14 protein-coding genes and 1 pseudogene are annotated in these 19,960 nt (G+C 59.7%); 7 read left to right on the forward strand and 8 right to left on the reverse strand.

The genetic code is table 11. The annotated features are described in order from the left end of the window. Positions 1–27 precede the first annotated feature (27 nt). Positions 28–4,392, reverse strand: coding sequence for a hypothetical protein (locus tag AB4P94_RS22925; RefSeq protein WP_395607601.1), 4,365 nt, complete (start codon positions 4,390–4,392; stop codon positions 28–30). A 306-nt stretch (positions 4,393–4,698) separates the two neighbouring features. Between AB4P94_RS22925 and AB4P94_RS22930 the strand changes: the two genes are divergently transcribed. Continuing rightward, positions 4,699–8,043, forward strand: coding sequence for a hypothetical protein (locus AB4P94_RS22930; RefSeq protein WP_395607602.1), 3,345 nt, complete (start codon positions 4,699–4,701; stop codon positions 8,041–8,043). Between the two features lie 146 nt (positions 8,044–8,189). Here the strand turns inward: AB4P94_RS22930 and AB4P94_RS22935 are convergent, their stop codons facing one another. After that, a complete protein-coding gene (locus tag AB4P94_RS22935; protein WP_003173733.1) occupies positions 8,190–8,405 on the reverse strand; it encodes a molybdopterin-binding protein in 216 nt (71 codons plus the stop codon). A gap of 319 nt (positions 8,406–8,724) precedes the next feature. On the opposite strand from AB4P94_RS22935, the gene AB4P94_RS22940 reads away from it, so the two are divergent. Genes AB4P94_RS22940 through AB4P94_RS22950 form a run of 3 tightly spaced genes read left to right on the forward strand, consistent with a single transcriptional unit; the run spans position 8,725 to position 11,247 of the window. Next, positions 8,725–9,696: an aliphatic sulfonate ABC transporter substrate-binding protein gene (locus AB4P94_RS22940; RefSeq protein ID WP_395607603.1), complete on the forward strand. Its 972-nt coding sequence runs from the start codon at positions 8,725–8,727 to the stop codon at positions 9,694–9,696. A gap of 10 nt (positions 9,697–9,706) precedes the next feature. Further along, positions 9,707–10,534, forward strand: a complete 828-nt coding sequence (locus AB4P94_RS22945) for an ABC transporter permease (RefSeq protein WP_395607604.1) — start codon at positions 9,707–9,709, stop codon at positions 10,532–10,534. Continuing rightward, entirely contained in the window at positions 10,531–11,247 is a 717-nt protein-coding gene (locus AB4P94_RS22950; RefSeq protein ID WP_395607605.1) for an ABC transporter ATP-binding protein, read from the forward strand. Before AB4P94_RS22945 ends, AB4P94_RS22950 begins: the two co-directional genes overlap by 4 nt. Before the next feature lie 40 nt (positions 11,248–11,287). On the opposite strand, the pseudogene AB4P94_RS22955 reads toward AB4P94_RS22950, so the two are convergent. From AB4P94_RS22955 to AB4P94_RS22965, 3 genes and pseudogenes are all read right to left on the reverse strand, one after another. Next, positions 11,288–12,207 (reverse strand): annotated as a pseudogene (locus tag AB4P94_RS22955) (FecR domain-containing protein). After that, a complete protein-coding gene (locus AB4P94_RS22960; RefSeq protein WP_395607606.1) occupies positions 12,204–12,722 on the reverse strand; it encodes a sigma-70 family RNA polymerase sigma factor in 519 nt (172 codons plus the stop codon). Before AB4P94_RS22960 ends, AB4P94_RS22955 begins: the two are co-directional and overlap by 4 nt. A 391-nt stretch (positions 12,723–13,113) precedes the next feature. Further along, positions 13,114–13,728 (reverse strand): LpxA family transferase, encoded by a 615-nt coding sequence (locus AB4P94_RS22965; protein ID WP_395607607.1) that lies wholly within the window; start codon positions 13,726–13,728, stop codon positions 13,114–13,116. Between the two features lie 121 nt (positions 13,729–13,849). On the opposite strand from AB4P94_RS22965, the gene AB4P94_RS22970 reads away from it, so the two are divergent. Then, positions 13,850–14,815, forward strand: a complete 966-nt coding sequence (locus AB4P94_RS22970) for a threo-3-hydroxy-L-aspartate ammonia-lyase (RefSeq protein WP_395607608.1) — start codon at positions 13,850–13,852, stop codon at positions 14,813–14,815. Further along, entirely contained in the window at positions 14,812–15,192 is a 381-nt protein-coding gene (locus AB4P94_RS22975; RefSeq protein ID WP_395607609.1) for a RidA family protein, read from the forward strand. Before AB4P94_RS22970 ends, AB4P94_RS22975 begins: the two co-directional genes overlap by 4 nt. Here the strand turns inward: AB4P94_RS22975 and AB4P94_RS22980 are convergent. Further along, positions 15,180–15,806 carry a transcriptional regulator gene (locus AB4P94_RS22980; RefSeq protein WP_395607610.1) on the reverse strand — a complete coding sequence of 209 codons (627 nt, stop codon included), beginning with the start codon at positions 15,804–15,806 and terminating at the stop codon, positions 15,180–15,182. The two genes, AB4P94_RS22975 and AB4P94_RS22980, sit on opposite strands and share 13 nt — an antisense overlap. A gap of 70 nt (positions 15,807–15,876) precedes the next feature. Between AB4P94_RS22980 and AB4P94_RS22985 the strand changes: the two genes are divergently transcribed. Next, the gene (locus tag AB4P94_RS22985; protein WP_395607611.1) at positions 15,877–16,980 is read left to right on the forward strand and encodes a DSD1 family PLP-dependent enzyme; all 1,104 of its coding nucleotides are present in this window, start codon (positions 15,877–15,879) and stop codon (positions 16,978–16,980) included. Positions 16,981–17,103: 123 nt separating this feature from the next. On the opposite strand, the gene AB4P94_RS22990 is transcribed toward AB4P94_RS22985, so the two are convergent. Then, on the reverse strand, positions 17,104–18,717 hold the full coding sequence (locus tag AB4P94_RS22990) for a GMC family oxidoreductase (RefSeq protein WP_395607612.1): 1,614 nt from the start codon (positions 18,715–18,717) through the stop codon (positions 17,104–17,106). A 25-nt stretch (positions 18,718–18,742) separates the two neighbouring features. Beyond that, positions 18,743–19,960, reverse strand: a complete 1,218-nt coding sequence (locus AB4P94_RS22995; RefSeq protein WP_177046347.1) for a mandelate racemase/muconate lactonizing enzyme family protein — start codon at positions 19,958–19,960, stop codon at positions 18,743–18,745.

Below are 19,960 nucleotides of genomic sequence, written 5' to 3' on the forward strand. Positions count from 1 at the left end.
CCCTTGCGGTGCCAGCTTGCGGGTGCATCAGCTTTTTGGGTTGACGGTATCCATTTTCAAGCTCTTCACTTGCGGCAGGCGTGTCAGTGATCCCGTCAATTGCGGGGCACTGACGGTCATCAACACACCGTCGTTGGTGATGAACTGTGGCCGTGCGTTATCGTCCTGCGAGCCGTTGGGAAAAGCGTTTTTGATGACCAGCTTGCGCGCCTCCTCAGGTTTTTCATCCTTGAGGTCGACACTCAAATCTCCCGAAGACGAAACGCTCCAGCCCCGGACTTGCGCCGCGCTGTAGTCCAGCCTGATAGCACTGTTGTTCGGGTCATTGATGGTCACCTCCTGGCTGCTCTTGTTGATGATGTAGGTATTGAAACCGCCCTGCCCCACGACACTGGCACCGCCATTGATAACAATGACGTTCGAGCCCTTACCGGTTAACACCACATCTTTATGGCCGTTGAGGGTGAACAGATTGCTTTGATCATTGCCCACGATATAGCTCTCTCCACCTTTAACCGTGGAGGCATTCGAAAATGAATCAAATCTCGCCAGAAGCTCTGCGCCTTGCGCCTTCGAATCTTTCTTGGTGACCCCAATGGTTCCATTTCGAAAGTCAATGCGGTGCCCGGAATAGGTGTAGTCCCGTGTCGTATGCCCCTCGGTGCGGGAAGTGCTCAGCTCGCCGTTGAACATCAATGTATTGCGACCCTCTCCCCCCCACAGTTCGATTGGCACTTTAGTGATGCCCCGCGCCATATCATTGTGAAACTGTTCAAGCTGCTGCACGGTCTGGCGCGCGTCAGCATTGAACACAACGGTATCGTCAGCATCCCCGCCACTCATCAACTTCTTGCCACCGCCCAACAAGAAATAGTTGGGCTTGGCAAGGCTCCCGGCGACATTATCATCCCCATCACCCAGGTCCCAGAGCGTGGCCTTGCCTTCCCCCGCGTTACCTTCCACAGGCGGTACTGACATGCCGTTCCATGAATCGGAAGGCGCATTGATACGATCGTTTCCCCCTCTGATAGCGACGGACGGAACGTCGCCCTCCACTTTGATCAGGCTCAGCAACAAACTGGGAATGTTCCACCAGAGTGCGGGGGTCAGCCCGACTTCCCCCTTCACCTGTGTGACCTCCACCTCGCCCTTGCCAAACACCACACGCTCAAATTGGTCCTTTCCAGGACCGTTCAGAAATGCCTGATGACGCGCCCTTTGTTGAGTGTCGTACTCGTCGGAGTATTTCGCCTCCAGGTAGGGTTTGATCACATCAAAGCCCGGCTCAAACCCGAGAAATGACTTCAACCCCATGCTGAACTTCTGCCCGCTGCTCAACGGCGTGTATTCATTAATATCTTCCACGGTACGCACAGCGGAGTAGATCGCCTGCGCAGCCATCAACACACCAGCCACAACGAGACCGGCCGGGCCGGCAGAACCCGCGCCCATCAGGAACGCTGCCGTTAACCCGAGTGAAGTAGCGGCGCTTGCCACGCTGAAACCTGCGCTGACGTAATGATCCTGGGCCTCTTTACCCTTGCTGTTTTGGGCTTTTTTAAACGAGTCGGCAGCGCTGTAAATATCAAAAGGCACGCTGACTACCGCCCCGAGAGTGCCGGACGCTTTCCCGAGCAGCTTGCCGACGGAGCTCGCCTTGAAGCTCAAGATCGGTGAGGCCATTTCACTCATCGCTTTTTTCGCCAAATGGTTCAGGCCACCCTCCACGCCCATGCCGGCGTAATCAGCCGCCACCGCCCCCAGGCCTATGGCACCGGCCGTTGTCTCTCCCCGGCTCAAAGCGTCAATAGACGCGCGCAGCCCCTGGAAAGTACTGAAAGCCTGAAACCCGAGACCGCCGGCGTTTGTGCCGCCGGCCGGCTTGCGGGGCGTTGGCGGGGAGAATAAGTCTGCGGGCAACGGCTTGCCGCTGTGCTCCAAAATACGTAGCGCAGCAGCTTGTCGCGATGTTTCATCTATGGAGATCTGGAGAGACTCAGGAACGGGTCCGCCATCGCGGCGGGTGATCAAAGGCGACGTGGCATAACTACGCTTGGCCGCGATTTCACTGACAATACCGGTCGTGCGCGCACCGACCTTAGTTGGCGTCGACTTCAAATACGCCAGAAGACGGTCGTAGTCGATCTCTACTTCAGTGGTTATAAGGCCTCTCGCGTCAGTGGCCAGCGCACTTACGATCGGTTTGCCGTTAACGTGCAACCCCATCCTGTAAAGTTCGACACGCGTGACGTCCACCTCGCCGATTCGGATACGTGGACCGGCATCATCAAGTCCTTGCAGGCGCTGGACTTCGGCCTCGTCAATCGGTGCCAACGTTGGAGCCGGTGGCGTCGCAGCTACCGGCGGCGGCTGTTTGCTGGGGGCCTGTGCCACAGGCGGCGAGGGGTCTGCTGCGGGAGCGAAAAGCCTGCCGAGTGAGGCACTGGTAGCAGCGTCAAGTTTCCCGTCGTACAGTCGTGCGGTGTAAGCCTCCTCCATAAAGTCCGATACACTACGGGTCGCACGCGAACCCAGCTCTTTGCCAGCGCCTTGGTACGGCAGCCTGTTACTGGCTACTTCCAGGAACCCGGTGGAATCGGCTTTGTAGTAGGCCAGCATCCCGAACTTGCCACCAAGCATCGCGGCCTGCTTGACAGCAAGGGGATTGTCACCATTGCTTTGAGCCTCGCGCCCCAATCGATCAGCGACCGTGCCACCACTGGCAGGAGGCGGCGTGAAAAAATCATCACCAATAATCAAGGTGGGTGGGCGCCCCAAAAGCAAGTGCGTTTCGGGTTGATCTCCCGGCCTGGCGATAATCACATTGGTCATCTTGCCAACTGAACCCGCTGCTTTCGGATCATTTTGTTGAAGGTTGAGCAGTGCCTGGCTAATGGCATCATATACACTATTTACCGTACGGCCCCTGGTCTTGGCAGGGTGAAATATTAAAAAACCCTCTCCTTGGATTTTTTTGCCGTATTCCACTCTCTTTGGTCCGAGCTTCCCCTCGGCAATATACGCACGCTGTTGCTCTATCCGCTCAAAAGCAAAGGGATAGTCAACCGGAGGACGCGCCTCATTGATGGCAGCTATCAATTTCAACTCAAGTGCAAGCATGCGAAAAAAAGCCGCTGAATCTGGATGACTGTCCATAAAATGCCGCGTAGCCCTCAAGGCGTCTACGGCCTTATGGAACTGCGACATGCCTTTGGCTTCGTGAAACTTTCCAAGTTCATTCAAGACACTGTCATACTTGGCCAACTCCACGTCGGAAGGTGCGGGCCCCTGCACTCTAAAACGCTCTGGCGTCGGCACACGCGTGGCATCGACCACTTTAATATCATCCATGCCTGCAAGAGACGCGCTGTACATATATTTTATTATATTTAACCTACCGGACACGGCCGATATATATTCAGGATCAAATACACTCATCTTGAACATAGGGTTTTTAGGGTCGAGATTATTTGGTTTGATCAAGGAAGACAGGTCAGAATGTGTGAATATTCTTTTCAGGCCGTTTTGAAATAATTCCGGGCTAGAAAAAGTCACAAATCCGAGGTTTGGGTCATTGTAGTAGTAGGTTCGCTTTCCGGCGGGATCAACAACCACGCCGGCTGAAAGGCGGTGTTTATAAGCACTGATCAATAATGTCTTGGTCGTAGATGAACCGATCAAGTCTGGCGCAATTGAGGTATAGGGTGCCATCTTCACGGTCGCCGGATCATGCGCTATAGCTGGATCGGAGGTTTGTCGTTGCACTTGAGCCAGTCGGTTAAAAAATAGTCGCGATTCAACGGCATCGGGATTAGCAAGCGCCTGAAAAACATTGCCAAGAAAAATATGCTCTTTACCCTCCGCAATAGCCAGCGACATCAAGTGCGTAATCCCTGAACACTGCCCTGCGGTCAATTGGTTGATCACTTCAAGATAGAAACCTTGAGGCATAGGTGTTACTTTTACACCGTTCTCCGTTATGACCTTGGTGAAAGCTCTTATGGTTTCGAGGCTCGGTTTAATAAGCCGACTTTCTACCACAAACTTCAAAGCCCCTGCTTGCTCCGGGCTCAACTTTTGGTCCACAGCAAGTCGCATGAGCGCAGTATCGCTCATGGTTTTAAAATAACCAGGCAACGTGACCGCCGAGGGATTTTTATAGCCTCTCATAAAGGCGTCATTATCACCTCCGGTTTTGGCACTGCTTATTTCTTGCACAAAGCGCATAGGCACTTCGTCATCCGGCACAACGGCTGGCGGCGCAGCGGTGGTCGGAGCGGCGAGATCTAAATCTTCCCGGGGAGTAGGAGGATGGCGGGTGTCAATTGAATATTCATTGACAGGACCATAGACAGAATGTGCTGAGCCTGCGACAGACGTAAGTGACTGCATATAATGTTCCAGAGTTAAATAGTGTTACCGCCCCTCCTTGCCACGACTGATCTCCATAAGCCTGAACAGTACAAATTTACCTTGCGTGCCTGTATCAGACTTATCCGATGGATCATCCCGCGGCTCTTACTTAATCAGTTCCATGTCTATCTTGTTTTATGCCTATTCCTGTATTCATAAACGCTGCTCACATTGAAAGGAAAAGCCCGGCCACGTTAATTCACAACTTTTCGCAACGTGCACAGCCGCCCTGCTGATAGTGTTTTCGTCGAATAGCCTCACCGAAAACAGCAGGAGTTCCACGGCATGTCGACCCAGCCGCTTGATCGCTCGTCCGAGCCTAAAAGCCTTCCCCGCACGCCGACCACGTCGGGTGCGGAATTTCATGTGCTGCTCAAGAACAGCGCCAATAAAAAGGTCGAGACGCAGGACAAAAAGCCCTCCGGGCTGGATGCCAGCAAAAAGGACGGTTATGAACTCGCCGGCAAGGACGCCACGCCTCCCCCTGCATTGTCTGATTACAAAGCCATCGGCCCGCCCGATGAAGTCGGCCCGGGGCTGATTCGTTATGAAACCCAAGACGGCAAGAAGGTCATCGTCAGCGAACACGACAGCCCGGACCTGTTCAAGCAAGTCAGCCAGGATTTCAAGTCGCTCTCCGGCGTGGTTGCCAGTGAAAACGCCGGCTACCAGAGCCTCGGCGCTGACGGCAAGGCACCGGACACCCTCGCCGACTACAAAGCCCTGGGCCCACCGGATGAAACCGGCCCGGGCGTGATCCGCTATGAAACCCAGGACGGCACCAAAGTCGTCATCAGCCAGCGCGACAACCCCGAGGCCTTCGAGAAAGCCAAAGAAGCCTATGAAAGCTTCACCGGCCTCTCCAACAGCGAAGCCGCCGGCTATCGCCGCGCCACCGATAACGAAGTGTGGCCACCCTACGGCGGTACTGCGGTTGGCCCGGTAGACGAAGTTGGCCCAGGGCTGATTCGTTATGAAAGCAACGGCGAAAAAGTCGTGGTGGCCCGCGACGACAACCCCAAGCTGTTCGACTACCTGGCGGGCCTCAACGCGGTGTACTCCGACCCGGCCAAAAAAGCCGTGATTGAGGGCGAACTGAACAACGGCGCAAGCCTGGCCGACGCCAACACCCCTGTGCCGGGCCTGAATGACTACAAGAACTTCAGCTGGAACAACGACCAGAAAGACAACATCCTCACTTACGAGCTTCAGGACGGCACCAAGGTCGTGGTGTCTTCCGATGTCAGCCCCGAGCTGTTCAAGAGCGTCGCCACCGCCAATGACACCTGGGCCAAAATCCACACCAGTGAAGACGCCGGCTACAAGCTCGCAGGCCCCAATGACTTTCTGAAAAACACCGACATCACCTTCGGTTCTCCCGACGAGCTGGGTGATGGCCTGATCCGCTATGAAACCAGCGAAGGCAAAGTGATCGTCTCCAAGGAGCTTAGCCCGCAGCTTTACGATGACGTCAAAGCCAAGTGGGACGCTGCCAGCGCTGCGGGCGTGGATGACACGCGGGCCAAGCACAACCTGCCACCGGCTGCCGACCTTGACGTGTTGAACATGGACACCGGCGTGCACGCTGACGAGAAGGACGACAAATCGCCGACCTTGACCGTGAGCCAGCTGGCCACCACCGAGTTGATTGACACCTACCGCGCCGGGGTCAAAGACGGCTCGATTGCCAAGGACGACCCTCGGGCCAAGCTGGTCCGTGCCCTGGAAGCCCAGGCCGCCTACCAGAACGGTCATGGCATCACGGGCTACGAAGAAGACCGCCGCCCGTTCAACACCACCTGGCGCAGTTCCGATGACAAGCAGACCGAGCTGACGTCAGCCGACATGCACGACATCATCGACGGCAAGGCGGTGCAGCAGCAGATCGGCGAACTGTTCAATGATCCGACCGTGCAGGCCGACTACAAGTCGAAGATGGACGACGCCATCAGCAAGCTGCCGAACAAAGATGAGATCAAACAAAAACTGCTCGACCTCACCTCCAGCCCCGACTACGTGCTGTACCTCAAGGACCTGCAAGACCAGGGCAAAACCTCCGAGGCGCAAAAAGACCTGAGCGACACCCTGACCTCGCTGTCACTGTTTGACCCGGCCGCCGCCAGCAAAGCCGCGCAGAACATTCAGGCCGATGGCTTGACCACTGACCTCAATACGATCCTGTCTGACCCGAGCAAGGTCTCCGACGACAACAAGGAACTGGCGACCAAGGACCTGTTCGGCCTGCTCAAAGGCGTGCTCAAAGGCACCCTGCTCGACCTGCCACGCCGGTCTCAGGAAACCCTGGAGAAATTCCTCAACGAGGGCCTGCAAGGCAAGGAAAAATCCGCCGCCGTGACCAAGGCCCTGGAAGAACTGGGCGATGTGTACAAGAGCAACGGCGTGATCACCGAAGCCGACCTCAAGACAGCCCTGAGCAAGCCTTACATCCCGGTGGCCGATCGCGGCATGCTCGGCGAGGTGTTCCACACGCTCAACAGCAAAGGCATCCTCGGCTCCCTCGGTGCCGGCGTAACGATGTTCTCGGCGATTTACCAGTTGGTGGGTAAAGGCGGCAAGCTGGGGGAAACACCGGCACAGCGCATGTCTATCGCCAAGGACTTCCTGAGCTTTGCCGGCGGCTCCAGCCACTTTGTGCGCCTGGGCGACAAGATTGGCGAGACATTGGGCAAAGGCGGCCTGGTGGACTTCCTCGGCCTGGACAAAACCCTGCCGGAAATCTGGGGCAAGACTGGTTTACAAGAGCCGAACTTCGAATTTCGCGTCAGTGACATGCCCGCAGACGTCAAGACCAAGATGGCCGCCGCGCTGGACTCGGTGCCGAACAGCCAATATGACGGCATTGCCAACCTGTTCGATGGCGACAAGGCGGTTACCGAGGCCACCGATGGCCTGGCGACTCACTTGGACGACGGCCTTGCAGCCGCAGGCGCGGCCAAACTGGGCGCGTCCAAATCCGCAAAAATTGCCGGCTCCGTAATCAAGGTACTGGGCCCGGCCACGGACATTGCCGGCGGTTTCGCCGACATCGTGCTGGGAGCGTTGGCGATCAAGAGTGGCATCGCCAGCAAGGACCCGCTGGCTCAGGCAGCCGGTGGTTTGCAGGTGGCCGGTGGCGCCTTTGGTGCCTCGGCCGGTGTGCTCGGCGCTGCAGCCCTGTTCGGCGCAGGCACGGCGGCGGCGTTGACCGGGCCGCTGTTTTTGGTCGGGGTTGTCTTGGCGGTGGTGGGCGGCATCATCGGCTTCTTTGTCGACCACAACAAAAAACAGAAAGCCACCAACGCGGAAAACGATTGGTACCGAGACCTGGCAGGCGACGGCTTGTTGCAGGGGGACTGGGCAGAAAAGGTCGAATACGCCCACTACGAAATCCACCACTACCACGGCCGTGATACCCCCACCGATGACAGCCTGTTCCGCTTCCAGCAATCGGAATGGGAGCACTTCGAGCAGACGCCGGGTAAAGGCGGATCGTCGAGCAACCGCCTGGATGGCGACTTGCACAAAACCTACAAGGACCCGGACGCGCCACCGCCGAACCTGCCGAGCGATGCGCCCCCGGACAAACCGCAGCCCCATCAGCCGGGCGGTGGCGGCGCGAGGATCAACTGACGGCCTTACAGCTTCACACACATCAATGTGGGAGCTGGCTTGCCTGCGATAGCGGAGTTTCATTCACCACCGCCATCGCAGGCAAGCCAGCTCCCACACGAAAGTGTGTCGACCCTAAAGGTAGCGCCCGACGTTGGGTTTCGTGTTTACAGCTTGGCGATAGACACTTCGGTCGACTTCACAAAGGCAATCACTTCACTGCCCACTTTCAATTCCAGGTCACGTACCGAACGGGTGGTGATCACTGACGTCACGATGCCGGACGCGGTTTGCACGTCGATTTCGGACACCACTTCCCCCAGCAGAATTTCCTTGATCACGCCTTTGAACTGGTTGCGCACGTTGATCGCTTTGATGGTCATGTCGGCTTTCCTTTTGGCTGTTGGGTCAATCCGCACGAATGCGCAGGCAGTCAAAATGCGCTATCCACTAGAACATTAAAAGGAATATATAACTCTTTATTTATTCTTTATAAATATATAGCAACTGTCTGCCAGCCAACAGCTGATCAACAATCTGCCCTTTCCCACAGCAGCGACTGAAGCTCAAACCCCCGTCAATACGCCTCCTGACTAGATGGCACAGAGACTGCATATTCCTCTAAAGCATGATGGAACATGCCATTTCAATTTTCTGAATATAAGAAAAGCCTTCTCTTGCCATCTTGCCCGGAGCTGTTCCATGAAACCCTTTACCCAACGCTTTTTGGGCGCCTGCGCGCTCGCCCTGTGCCTGCAACCACAGGCCTTTGCCGCCGACACCGATCCTGCGCAAGTGAATCTGGATTACGCCTACTATTCGCCCGTCAGCCTGGTGCTCAAGCATTTCGGCTGGCTGGAACAGGCGCTGCCGAACACCAAAATCGGTTGGGTGTTGAGCCAAGGCAGCAACCGCTCCCTGGAATATCTCAACAGCGGCGGCGTGGACTTCGCGTCGTCCGCCAGCCTCTCCGCCGTGTTGAGCCGCGCCAATGGCAGCCCGATCAAATCGGTGTACGTCTACAGCCGTGCCGAGTGGACCGCGTTGGTGGTGCGCAAGGACTCACCGTTCAACAGCGTCACGGATTTGAAAGGCAAGAAAATCGCCGCCACCAAAGGCACCGACCCTTACCTGTTCACCCTGCGCAGCCTGCAAAAAGCCGGGCTGAAAAAGGACGACGTCGAGTTGGTGCACCTACAACACCCGGATGGCCGCACCGCGTTGGAAAAAGGTGACGTGGACGCCTGGGCCGGTCTCGACCCGCACATGGCCGCCAGCGAAATCCAGGCCGGTTCGCGCCTGCTGTACCGCAACAAGGACTTCAACAGCTACGGCGTGGTCAGCGTGACCGAGCAATACGCCAAGGAACATCCACAGACCATCACCAAGGTGCTCGGCGCCTACGAAAAAGCCCGCAACTGGGCCGTGAAGCACCCGGATGAATTCGCCAAGTTGCTCGCCGATGAGTCTGGCTTGCCGCTGGAAGTGGCAGAGCTGCAACTGTCGCGTACCGACCTGAGCAGCCCGTTGCTGACCGCCAAGGATGTCGAATCGTCCAAGGCAGCCGCGCCGATCCTGATCTCTGAAGAGCTGGTACGCAAAGGCGTGAATGTCGACCAGGTGATTGATCAGTTGATCGACACCTCGTTTGGCCAGACCCTGCCAAAGCCGTAAGGGGCGCGTGATGACAAGCAAACTGCAGACATTGCCCCTTCCTGCACCCGTGGTCATCCAGCGTAGTGCCTGGCCGAGAAGGCTCAAAGGCCTGGCCCTGCCGGTGCTGATCCTGTTGATTCTGGAAGGGGTGGTGCGCATCGGCTGGTTACCCTCTTACCAGATGCCGGCGCCCAGCGAGATCGCCATGACCCTCGCGGACCTCGCCGAAGGCGCCCTGTGGAAGCACATCAGCGCCAGCCTGTTACGGGTGCTGCTGGGCTTTGCGATCGGGGCCAGCCTGGCGCTGGTGTTTGCCGCCTGGGTCGGCCTGAGCCGCGAAGCCGAGGCCTACCTGGAACCGACCTTCGCCGGGCTGCGCTCGATTCCGAGCCTGGCCTGGGTGCCGTTGTTGCTGTTGTGGCTGGGCATTGATGAAACCTCGAAGATCGTGCTGATTGCGATTGGCGCGTTCTTTCCGGTGTACCTCAACGGTGTGGCGGCGATACGGGATATCGACCGCAAGCTGGTGGAGGTGGGGCAAATGTATGGTTTCAGCCGCAGGCGCCTGGTCCGGCGCATCTTGTTGCCTGCCGCCCTGCCCGGCCTGTTTACCGGCTTGCGCAGCGGCTTGAGCCTGGCGTGGATGTTTCTGGTGGCCGCCGAGCTGATCGCGGCCACCAAGGGCCTGGGCTACTTGCTCAGCGACGGTCGCGAAACCTCGCGGCCGGATATCGTGCTGGCGGCAATCATTGTGTTGGCGCTGCTGGGCAAGGTCAGCGATGGCGTGCTGGCTGCGCTGGAAACGCGCTGCCTGGCCTGGCGTGACACGTTCACTGGCCAAGGTGCGGAAAAATGAGTGAGCAGCCTTTGTTGGAGATTAAGGTCAAGCGTAAAAGCTTTGCCGACACCACCGTGCTGACAGACGTGCACCTGGCCTTGCAGCCGCGTGAAGCCGTCAGCCTGCTCGGCCCCAGCGGCTGCGGCAAAAGCACGTTGCTGAGGATCGTCGCCGGCCTGGAAACCGACTTCCAGGGCGAGCTGCGCAGCCCCGAAGGCGAAGTCGCCTTTGTGTTCCAGGAGCCGCGGCTGATGCCTTGGCTGACGGTTGAACAAAACATCGGTTTGAGTGATGACAACCGCTACGACAAGGCCTGGGTCACGCAATTGATCGAGGAAGTCGGTCTCAAGGGTTTTGCACAGGCGCTGCCCAAGGCGTTGTCCGGCGGCATGGCACAACGGGTGGCTATTGCGCGCGGCTTGTATTCAAGGCCGCAGGTTTTATTGCTGGACGAACCGTTCAGTGCCGTCGATGCGTTCACACGCATGAAGCTGCAAGACCTGCTGCTGCAACTGGCAGCCCACCATGCCATCGCACTGTTGCTGGTGACCCATGACGTGGATGAAGCGCTGTACCTGAGCGACCGCGTGCTGGTGATGGGCAACCGGCCGAGCAGCATTCGCCAGGAGGTGACGGTGGATTTGCCGCACCCGAGGGACCGGCGCGACCCGCTGCTGGCCAAGCTCAAGGCGCTGTCCTTGACCGAGCTGCAGCGGGCGCATGTGATCTGAGTGGCCAGCGCGCTTACCTGTGGTGAGCGGGCTTATCGGATCACACCGGTTTTTCTGACAATGTCACCCAATAGCGCGTTCGCGCGTGCACTTCCAAGCCCAGGGTGGACGCCAGCAGGCTGAGGATCCGGTCGGTATCATCCAGGCGGAAACTGCCGGTCACCCGCAGGGCTTCCAGGCTTGGGTCCCACCGCAGAACGCCCGGACGATAACGCTCCAGCTCGCGCAAAAAATCCCCCAGCGTCTGGTTCTGCGCCGTCAACACGCCGTCGCGCCAGTCCAGTTGCAGCACATCAAACGACGCCCAATCACCCAGCCCGCCGACGTTCAACGCGGCTTGCCGGCCGCTCGGCAACGTCGCCAGGTGCCCGTTCAAATCCCGCACCTGCACCGAGCCCTTGAGCACTTTTACCAGGCACCCGGAGGTCAGTTGCCGCACGCACACCTGCGCGTGACCGACGTCCACCTGCCCGAAACGGGTTTGCACGGTCATCGCAGCGGCACCCGGCACATTCAGCGCCAACTCACCGTCAACCAGGGTGACGCGCCGCTGCGCCAGGTCGATATCCACCGCCGTGGCCGTGTTGAGTTGCAAGCTGCTGCCATCGGCCAGAGGCAGGCGTTTGCGTTCACCCGTAGCGGTGTGCAAGTCGGCGCGCCAGACCTCGATGGGCAACTGGCGGCTGATCAGCCAGGCGGTCGGCACCAGCGCCGCGACACCCAGGGCCCGCTTGAGCAGTGCCCGCCGCGCAGGTTGCGGGCGGTCGGGCTGGCCATCGCCAGCGCCTGCGGCAAGTCACTGAAACGCTGGCGCAGGGACTGGGCTTTTTGCCAGGTCTGTTCATGTTGCGGATGGCTGTCGCGCCATTGCTGCAAGTCGGCGTAATCACGTTCGGTGGCCCCGCCGGATTCCAGCAGCGCCAACCACTGCGCAGCGGCACGTGCGACCTCGCGGCTCACACCTGCACCCACAAACAATGCTCATAAGCCTGAGCCATGTAGCGCTTCACCGTGCGCTCGGACACCTCAAGGCGCTCGGCAATCTCGCGATAACCCAAGCCTTCCAGTTGGCTCCAAAGAAATGCGCGACGCACCCGCACCGGTAAACCGTCAAGCAACTCATCCAGGGCTTGCAGGGTTTCCAGCACCAGCCAACGCTGTTCGGGCGACGGCACGCACGCTTGCGGCAAGCTGGCCAGGGCATTCAGATAGGCCTGTTCAAGGCTGCGCCGCTGATGAAAGTTGACCAGCAAACGCTTGCCGACCGTCACCAGATACGCGCGCGGCTCCTGCACATGCGCAATGGGCTGGGCACTGGCCAGCACACGCAGAAACGTATCCTGGCTCAGGTCCGCTGCATCCCAGGCATTGCCCATACGCCGCCGTAGCCAGGTCTCCAGCCAACTGCGGTGGTCGCGGTACAAACTCGACAACGTCAACTCGGGGGCGTGGGTCGGGACGACAGCATCATTCATGGCAAGCAACCTGCGCGGCGCGAGTGAGTCTCAAATGAGATTCATTCTATTTAATATCGCAGCCGTGCACCACGCTCTTTTCAACATTGCGTTTAGAGCATCGCCGCCCTCTGCCGCAGCAGGTCGATAAACAACCCCAGATAGATTGAGCTGCACTCGATGATGTTCGCTGGGCTGGGCATGTGGGAGCGGGCTTGCCCGCGATGCAGGCACTTCGGTGTGTCAGTCACACCGCGGTGATGCTATCGCAGGCAAGCCAGCTCCCACAGGGGGCCTCTGTGTACCTGAAATGACTGATGCTGCGCCCTGACCTGCAGTACGTGAAATACCCCGGTGGGCTCACGCAAACCACCGGCGCAGTGGTCGGCGGCGTGCAGTTTATTGCCGACTTCTAGTCTTTCTCGCCATCAAACACCTGCCCGCGCCCCACCACGCTGGCAGGCTTGAGGACCGCCCCCGGCGCCAGCACTGCATTGGCGCCGATCCGGCATTGATCACCCAGCAACGCGCCAAACTTGTCGCAGCCGGTGCGCTGCAAGTGCCCGTCAATCCGCACCTGCACTTCCTTGTCGTCGCGCTCATTGCGGTAGTTGGCGACGATGCTCCCCGCCTCCAGGTTGATGCCATGGCCCAGCACCGAGTCGCCGACAAAATTGAAGTGCGCCAGCTTGCTGCCGCTGAATACAAAAGAGGTTTTCAGCTCGGCACCGGGGCCGATGATGCAGTGCGCATCCAGCCAGCAACCACCACGCAACAGCGAACCACTGGCGATAAAGCAGTGTGCGCCGATGATCAATGGCCCCTTGAGCAACGCGCCCGCCTCGACGGTGGCCGTGCGGTGCACGGCAATGTCACCCTCGATGACGTATTCGTCGGCCGGCAATTGGGCGAGTAATTGCCGCACGATAACCGGCGCCTGCGCTGCCAGCGCCCAGGGCGCCAGCTCAGCCCACGGCGCGAGGCTGGATTGGGAAAAACCGGCAATGTAATCGGTGAGTCGGATCAACGTCGAACCCTCGGGCGTTTGGACAGGGTCGGAAAATTAGCACGCCGCTGAAGACAAACGTATCTTTACTATTTGTCTTGTTGTGGATATTTTATCTACAAACGCACACGAGGCCCGCCCCATGCAATCGCCCAGCTACTCAGACGTCATCGATGCCGCTCAGCGCCTGGAGGGCTTCGCCCATCAGACGCCCGTGTTCACCTCGCGCACGCTGGATGCCGAAACCGGCGCCCAGGTGTTTATCAAGTGCGAGAACCTGCAACGCACCGGTTCTTTCAAATTTCGCGGGGCGTTCAACGCCCTGTCGCGGTTTGACGAGCAACAGCGCAAGGCCGGGGTGGTAGCGTTTTCCTCGGGCAACCACGCGCAAGGCATCGCCCTGGCAGCCAACCTGCTGGGCATGCCAGCCACCATCGTGATGCCCACCGATGCGCCTGCGGCCAAGGTTGCGGCCACCCGTGGCTACGGCGCCAGCGTGGTGCTGTATGACCGTTTCACCGAGGACCGTGAACAGATCGGCCGCACCCTGGCGGTTGAGCGCGGCATGACGCTGATCCCGCCTTACGATCACCCGCACATCCTCGCCGGCCAAGGCACGGCCGCCAAGGAATTGCTGGAGTTCACCGGTCCGCTGGACGCCCTGTTCGTCGGCCTGGGCGGGGGTGGCATGCTCTCGGGTACTGCGTTGTCGACCCGGGCACTGTCGCCGGATTGCCACCTGTTCGGCGTCGAACCCGAAGCCGGCAATGACGGCCAGCGTTCGTTCCAGAGCGGCAGCATCGTGCACATCGATACCCCGGCGACCATTGCCGACGGCGCGCAGACCCAGCACCTGGGCAACCATACGTTCCCGATCATTCGTGACCAGGTGAACGACATCCTCACGGTGTCGGATGCCGAGTTGGTGGCTTCAATGAAGTTCTTTATGCAACGCATGAAAATGGTGGTTGAGCCCACCGGCTGCCTGGGCCTGGCGGCATTGCGCCAAATGGGCGAGCGGTTCAAGGGGCAGCGCGTGGGCATTATCGTCACCGGCGGCAACGTGGATATCCTGAAATACGCCGCCCTGCTCAGCGAGGCGTCATGAACATCATCCACACGCCCGCTGCCGCACAACCCGCCGGGCATTACGCCCAGGCCGTACGCCACGGCGATACCCTGTACATCTCCGGGCAGTTGCCGGTCAGCCCGGACGGGCGCCATAACCTCACCGCTTGCTTTGCCGAGCAGACACAAGTGGCGCTGGAGAATCTGCTGGCCATTCTGAAGGCTGCGGGCGGCTCGCCTGCGGATCTGGTGAAAGTCACGGTGTATGTGGCCGGGGTCAGGCACTGGCCGGAGTTCGACCGCGTGTACGCCGCCGCGCTGGGCGAACACCGCCCTGCCCGCGCGGTGGTGCCGGTGCCGGAATTGCATCACGGGTATCTGGTGGAGATCGAAGCCGTGGCGCGTTATTTGGCGTAGGTGTAGACCGCCGCGCGCGACACACCGAGGTGCGAGGCCACGGTCTCCATGGCCCGGCGAATGTCCAGGCAGCCCGACTCTTTGAGCTCTTGCATCAACACGCGACGGTCCGCCGTCTTCAACGCACGCGGCGTGGTGGCCAGGCGAGCGGCGAACTTGTCGATACGCGCGCGAATTGCGTCGGCGCCGGAGGGGTCGAGGGAGTCGTTGGGGTTGTCGCCGCTGAGCGAACCGAACTGCTCCAGCATGCCTTGCAAGCCACGGAACAATGACAGGTCGACGTTCATGCACAAGGCTGCGATGTATTCACCGCTGTGCCCCTTGATGCCGATCGAGGTGCTCTTGACCTGGCGCCCGTCGCTGAACTGGTTCTGGTAATTGGCGATGACCTGGGCGTATTCCGGATCCGCAATGCGCGCCAGGCCCAGCGCAGTGGCCGGCTCACCGGGTTGGCGCCCGGAGAGGTTGTTATGGATCGCCAGGATCGCGTGCTGCGGGTCGCGCAAATCGTGCAGCACCACTTCGCAGAACGGGCTGAAGGTTTTGCTCAAGCCTTCAGCAATCTGTTCGAGCTGGCCTATCAGATGAGTGTCTTCGGTCGAGGTCTTTTTCATGCAAGACAACATATCCAGTCATGGACAGGGCGTCAATTTCGGCACTGTCCCTCATTGTGGAGCTTTAACCATGGACACCCCTGCCGCACTGCTTGATGTGGTGAAAATGCAGCGCAATATCGCGCGCATGCAACAACGCGCCGACCACCTGGGCGTGACACTGCGCCCCCATGTCAAAACCCATAAATGTGCTGAAGTGGTGGCTGCGCAAATCGCCGCAGGCGCCCAGGGCATCACGGTGTCGACGCTGAAAGAAGCCGAGTATTTTTTCGCCCAAGGCATTACCGATATTCTCTATGCCGTGGCGATGGCCCCGCACAAATTGCCCCAGGCCCTGGCATTGCGCCGCAGCGGATGCGGGTTGACGCTGATCACCGACAGCCTCGCAGGTGCCCGGGCCATCGTCGATTTCGGCCATGAACATGGCGAAACCTTTGCGGTGCTGATCGAGATCGATTGCGACGGCCACCGTTCCGGGGTCAAGCCGCAGGATCCGGTGTTGCTCGAGATCGCACGTTTGCTCGGCGACAGCCTCGCGGGCGTGTTGACCCATGCTGGTGAAAGCTACGGCCTGGATAGTCCCGAAGCCTTGCAAGCCATTGCCGAGCAGGAACGCGCACGCTGTGTCGAGGCCGCCGAACACATTCGTGCAGCCGGTATGCCCTGCGCCCGGGTCAGCGTCGGCTCCACGCCCACCGCGTTGTCGGCACGCAGCCTTGAGGGCGTCACCGAACTGCGCGCTGGCGTCTATGCATTTTTCGATTTGGTGATGCACAACATCGGCGTATGCGGCATTGATGAACTGGCCTTGAGCGTGCTGACCACGGTAATCGGCCATCAACCGGAAAAAGGCTGGATCATCACCGATGCCGGCTGGATGGCGATGAGCCGGGACCGGGGCACGCAGGCTCAGAAGCAGGATTTTGGGTATGGCCAGGTGTGTGATGAACACGGCCTGCCGATTGAAGGGCTGTTATTGAGCAGCGCCAACCAGGAGCATGGCGTGGCACAGTTCCAATCCCGCCAAATCGATGTGGTTGCACAGTTTCCGCTGGGTACACGCCTGCGCGTGCTGCCTAACCATGCCTGTGCGACGGGGGCGCAGTTCGGCAGTTACAAAGCGCTGCTGGAAGGTGGCCCAATTCAAGACTGGCCACGGCTGCGAGGCTGGTAGGGAATCGTTTGTGGCGAGGGAGCTTGTCCCCCGTTGGAGTGCGCAGCGCTCCCACTTTTCTTGGGGCCGCTGCGCAGCCCAACGGGGGGCAAGCCCCCTCGCCACAGGTTTCACTCCTGCGACTTAACCGGCATCCTGCAGGATCAGGTCGGCGCCCTTCTCCGCTACCATCAATACCGCCGCATGGGTATTGCCCGAGGTCACGTTGGGGAAGATCGACGCGTCAACAATGCGCAACCCTTGCAGCCCGTGCACCTTCAAGCGCTTGTCCACCACCGACACTTGCGGGTCCGAGCCCATGGCGCAGGAACCGCACAGGTGGTAGATCGAGCCGCTGTTTTCGCGAAAATATTGCAGCATCTGCTCGTCGGTCTGCACCGCTGTGCCGGGCAGGATCTCGGCCACTGTGATGCCCTTGAGCGCCGGCGCCTGCATGATCTTGCGCATCAACCGGCTGCCCTGGATCACCTCGTCGATGTCCTTCTGGGTGCTCAGGTAGTTAGGGTCGATCAGCGCCGCGTCGCGCGGGTTTTTCGAGGCGATGCGGATGGTGCCGCGGCTGGTCGGGCGGCACGGGTTGAAGCACAGCAGGAAGCCGGAATAGGGTTCGGGCTTGAGGCTGGCCTTGTTGTTTTTCGGGATCTGGTACGACAGCGGGTTGAAGTACAGCTGCAGGTTCGGGTCCGTCTGCTCATCATTGCCGCGAAAGAAGCCGCCGGCCTGGTTGACGCTCATCGCCAGCGCGCCCTTGCGGGTGAACAGGTATTTGAGGCCGAGTTTGAGCTGGCCGAACAGTGAGCTGAGCTCATCATTCAAGGTCGGGATGTTGGCCTTGTAGTAGTAGCTGGCACACAGGTGGTCTTGCAGGTTTTCACCCACCGCCGGCAGGTGCTTGACCAACGGAATATTGTGCTCGGCCAGCAGCTTCTGGTCGGCCACGCCGGACAGTTGCAGGATCTTCGGCGTGTCCACAGCACCCGCGCAAAGGATCACTTCCTTGCGCGCAGTGAAGGTGCGGCTCACGCCATGCTGGGTCACGGCAATGCCGGTGGCGCGTTGCTGATCGTCGAACAGCACACGGTCCACCAAGGCATGCAGCTCCACCTTCAGGTTGGAACGCTTCAACGCCGGGTGCAGGTGCGCAAAGCTGCTGGAACTGCGCTCGCCATTGCGAGTGTTGACGTCATACAGGCCCGCGCCTTCGAAGTTCGGGCCGTTGAAGTCGTCGCTGTGGGCATACCCCAGTTGCTCGCAACCCTTGAGGAACACGTCGCAGATCGGGTGGGTCTGGCCCTTCATCGGCGTGATGCTGATGGGGCCGCTGCCGCCGTGGTACTCGGTGTCGCCCAGCGGGTGGTTTTCCAGCTTGCGAAAGTACGGCAGCACGTCCGCAAAACCCCAGCCGTCGTTGCCGTTGGCCGCCCAGTCGTTGAAGTCATGGGCCTGGCCACGCACGTAGATCATCGCGTTGATGGAACCCGAGCCGCCCTGCACCTTGCCGCGCGGCGCGTAGATTTCACGGCCCGCCAACTGCTTTTGCGGCTGGCTGTAGTACATCCAGTTGAAGGTCGGGTTGTAATACATCTTGGCGAAACCGACCGGGATCTTGAACCACAGGGAACTGTCCTTGCCGCCGGCTTCCAGCAGCAACACGGAGTATTCGCCCGAGGCCGACAACCGGTTGGCGAGCACGCAGCCCGCCGCGCCGGCGCCGGCGATGATGTAGTCATAGGTCATTGCAGTTACCGCATCCGTCGTTTTATTAGCCCTTGGCGGGCGAAGTGTCTTTCACGTCAGCCGGTGTCGGCGCCATTTGCAGGTGCAGGCGTTCGCCAGTGTACGGCGTGTGCTTGCGCACCACGTCCATGTTCAGCTCCACCCCCAGGCCCGGCTCGGTGGACGGGATGATGTAGCCGTCCTCCCACTGCAGCGGCTTGGTCAGCACTTCCGCATGGAAACCGCCCCAGGTCATGATGCTTTCCTGGATCAGGAAGTTCGGCGTGCAGGTGGCCAACTGGAAGCTCGCCGCGGCGCCAATCGGCCCGTTGTACAGGTGCGGCGCGATCTGCGCGTAGTAGGCCTCGGCCATGCTCGCGATCTTCTTGGCTTCCAGCAGCCCGCCGCAACGCGCCACGTTCATCTGCAGGATCGACGCGCCACCGGCTTGCAGCAGCTTGAAGAATTCGTACTTGGTGGTCAGGCGCTCGCCGGTCGCAATCGGGATCGTGGTCTTGGCCGCGACTTGAGCCATGGCGTCTTCCTGGCCCGGTGGCACGGGCTCTTCAAACCACAGCGGGTCATATTTTTCCAGGCGTTTGGCCAGGCGGATCGCCGACGACGGCACCATCTGCCCATGGGTGCCGAACAGCAGGTCGCACTTGTCGCCCACCGCTTCGCGGATCTTGCGGCAGAAGGTCTCGCAGCGTTCCAGCACTTCCAGCGAGATCTGATGGCCGGAGTACGCGGTGTACGGGCCGGCAGGGTCGAACTTCACGGCAGTGAAGCCCTTGTTCATGTTCTCGATGGCGCACTCGGCGGCCAGGTCCGGGTCGTCATAGTCGTACTCGCCCTTGCTGTTGACCGGGTACAAGTAGGTGTAGGAACGCAGGCGCTCGTTGACCTTGCCACCGAGCAACTCGTAGACCGGCTTGTTCGCCGCCTTGCCGATGATGTCCCAACAGGCCATTTCCAGGCCGCTGACCACGCCCATCATGGTCAGGTCCGGGCGCTGGGTGAAGCCGCTGGAGTACGCCTGGCGGAAGAAGCGCTCGATGTGATGCGGGTCATGGTTGAGCAGGTAGCGCTCGAACACATCCTCGATGATCGGCAGCATGGCCTTGGGGCCGAAGGTGGCGGCGTAGATCTCGCCGACGCCTTCGATGCCGCAGTCGGTCTTGAGCTTGACGAACAGCCAGTACATGCCGCCGATGTGCGGTGGCGGGACAGCAACGATATGGGTTTCAAGGGCGACGATTTTCAT

The sequence above is a fragment of the Pseudomonas sp. B22129 genome, assembly GCF_044218875.1.
GTDB lineage: Bacteria > Pseudomonadota > Gammaproteobacteria > Pseudomonadales > Pseudomonadaceae > Aquipseudomonas.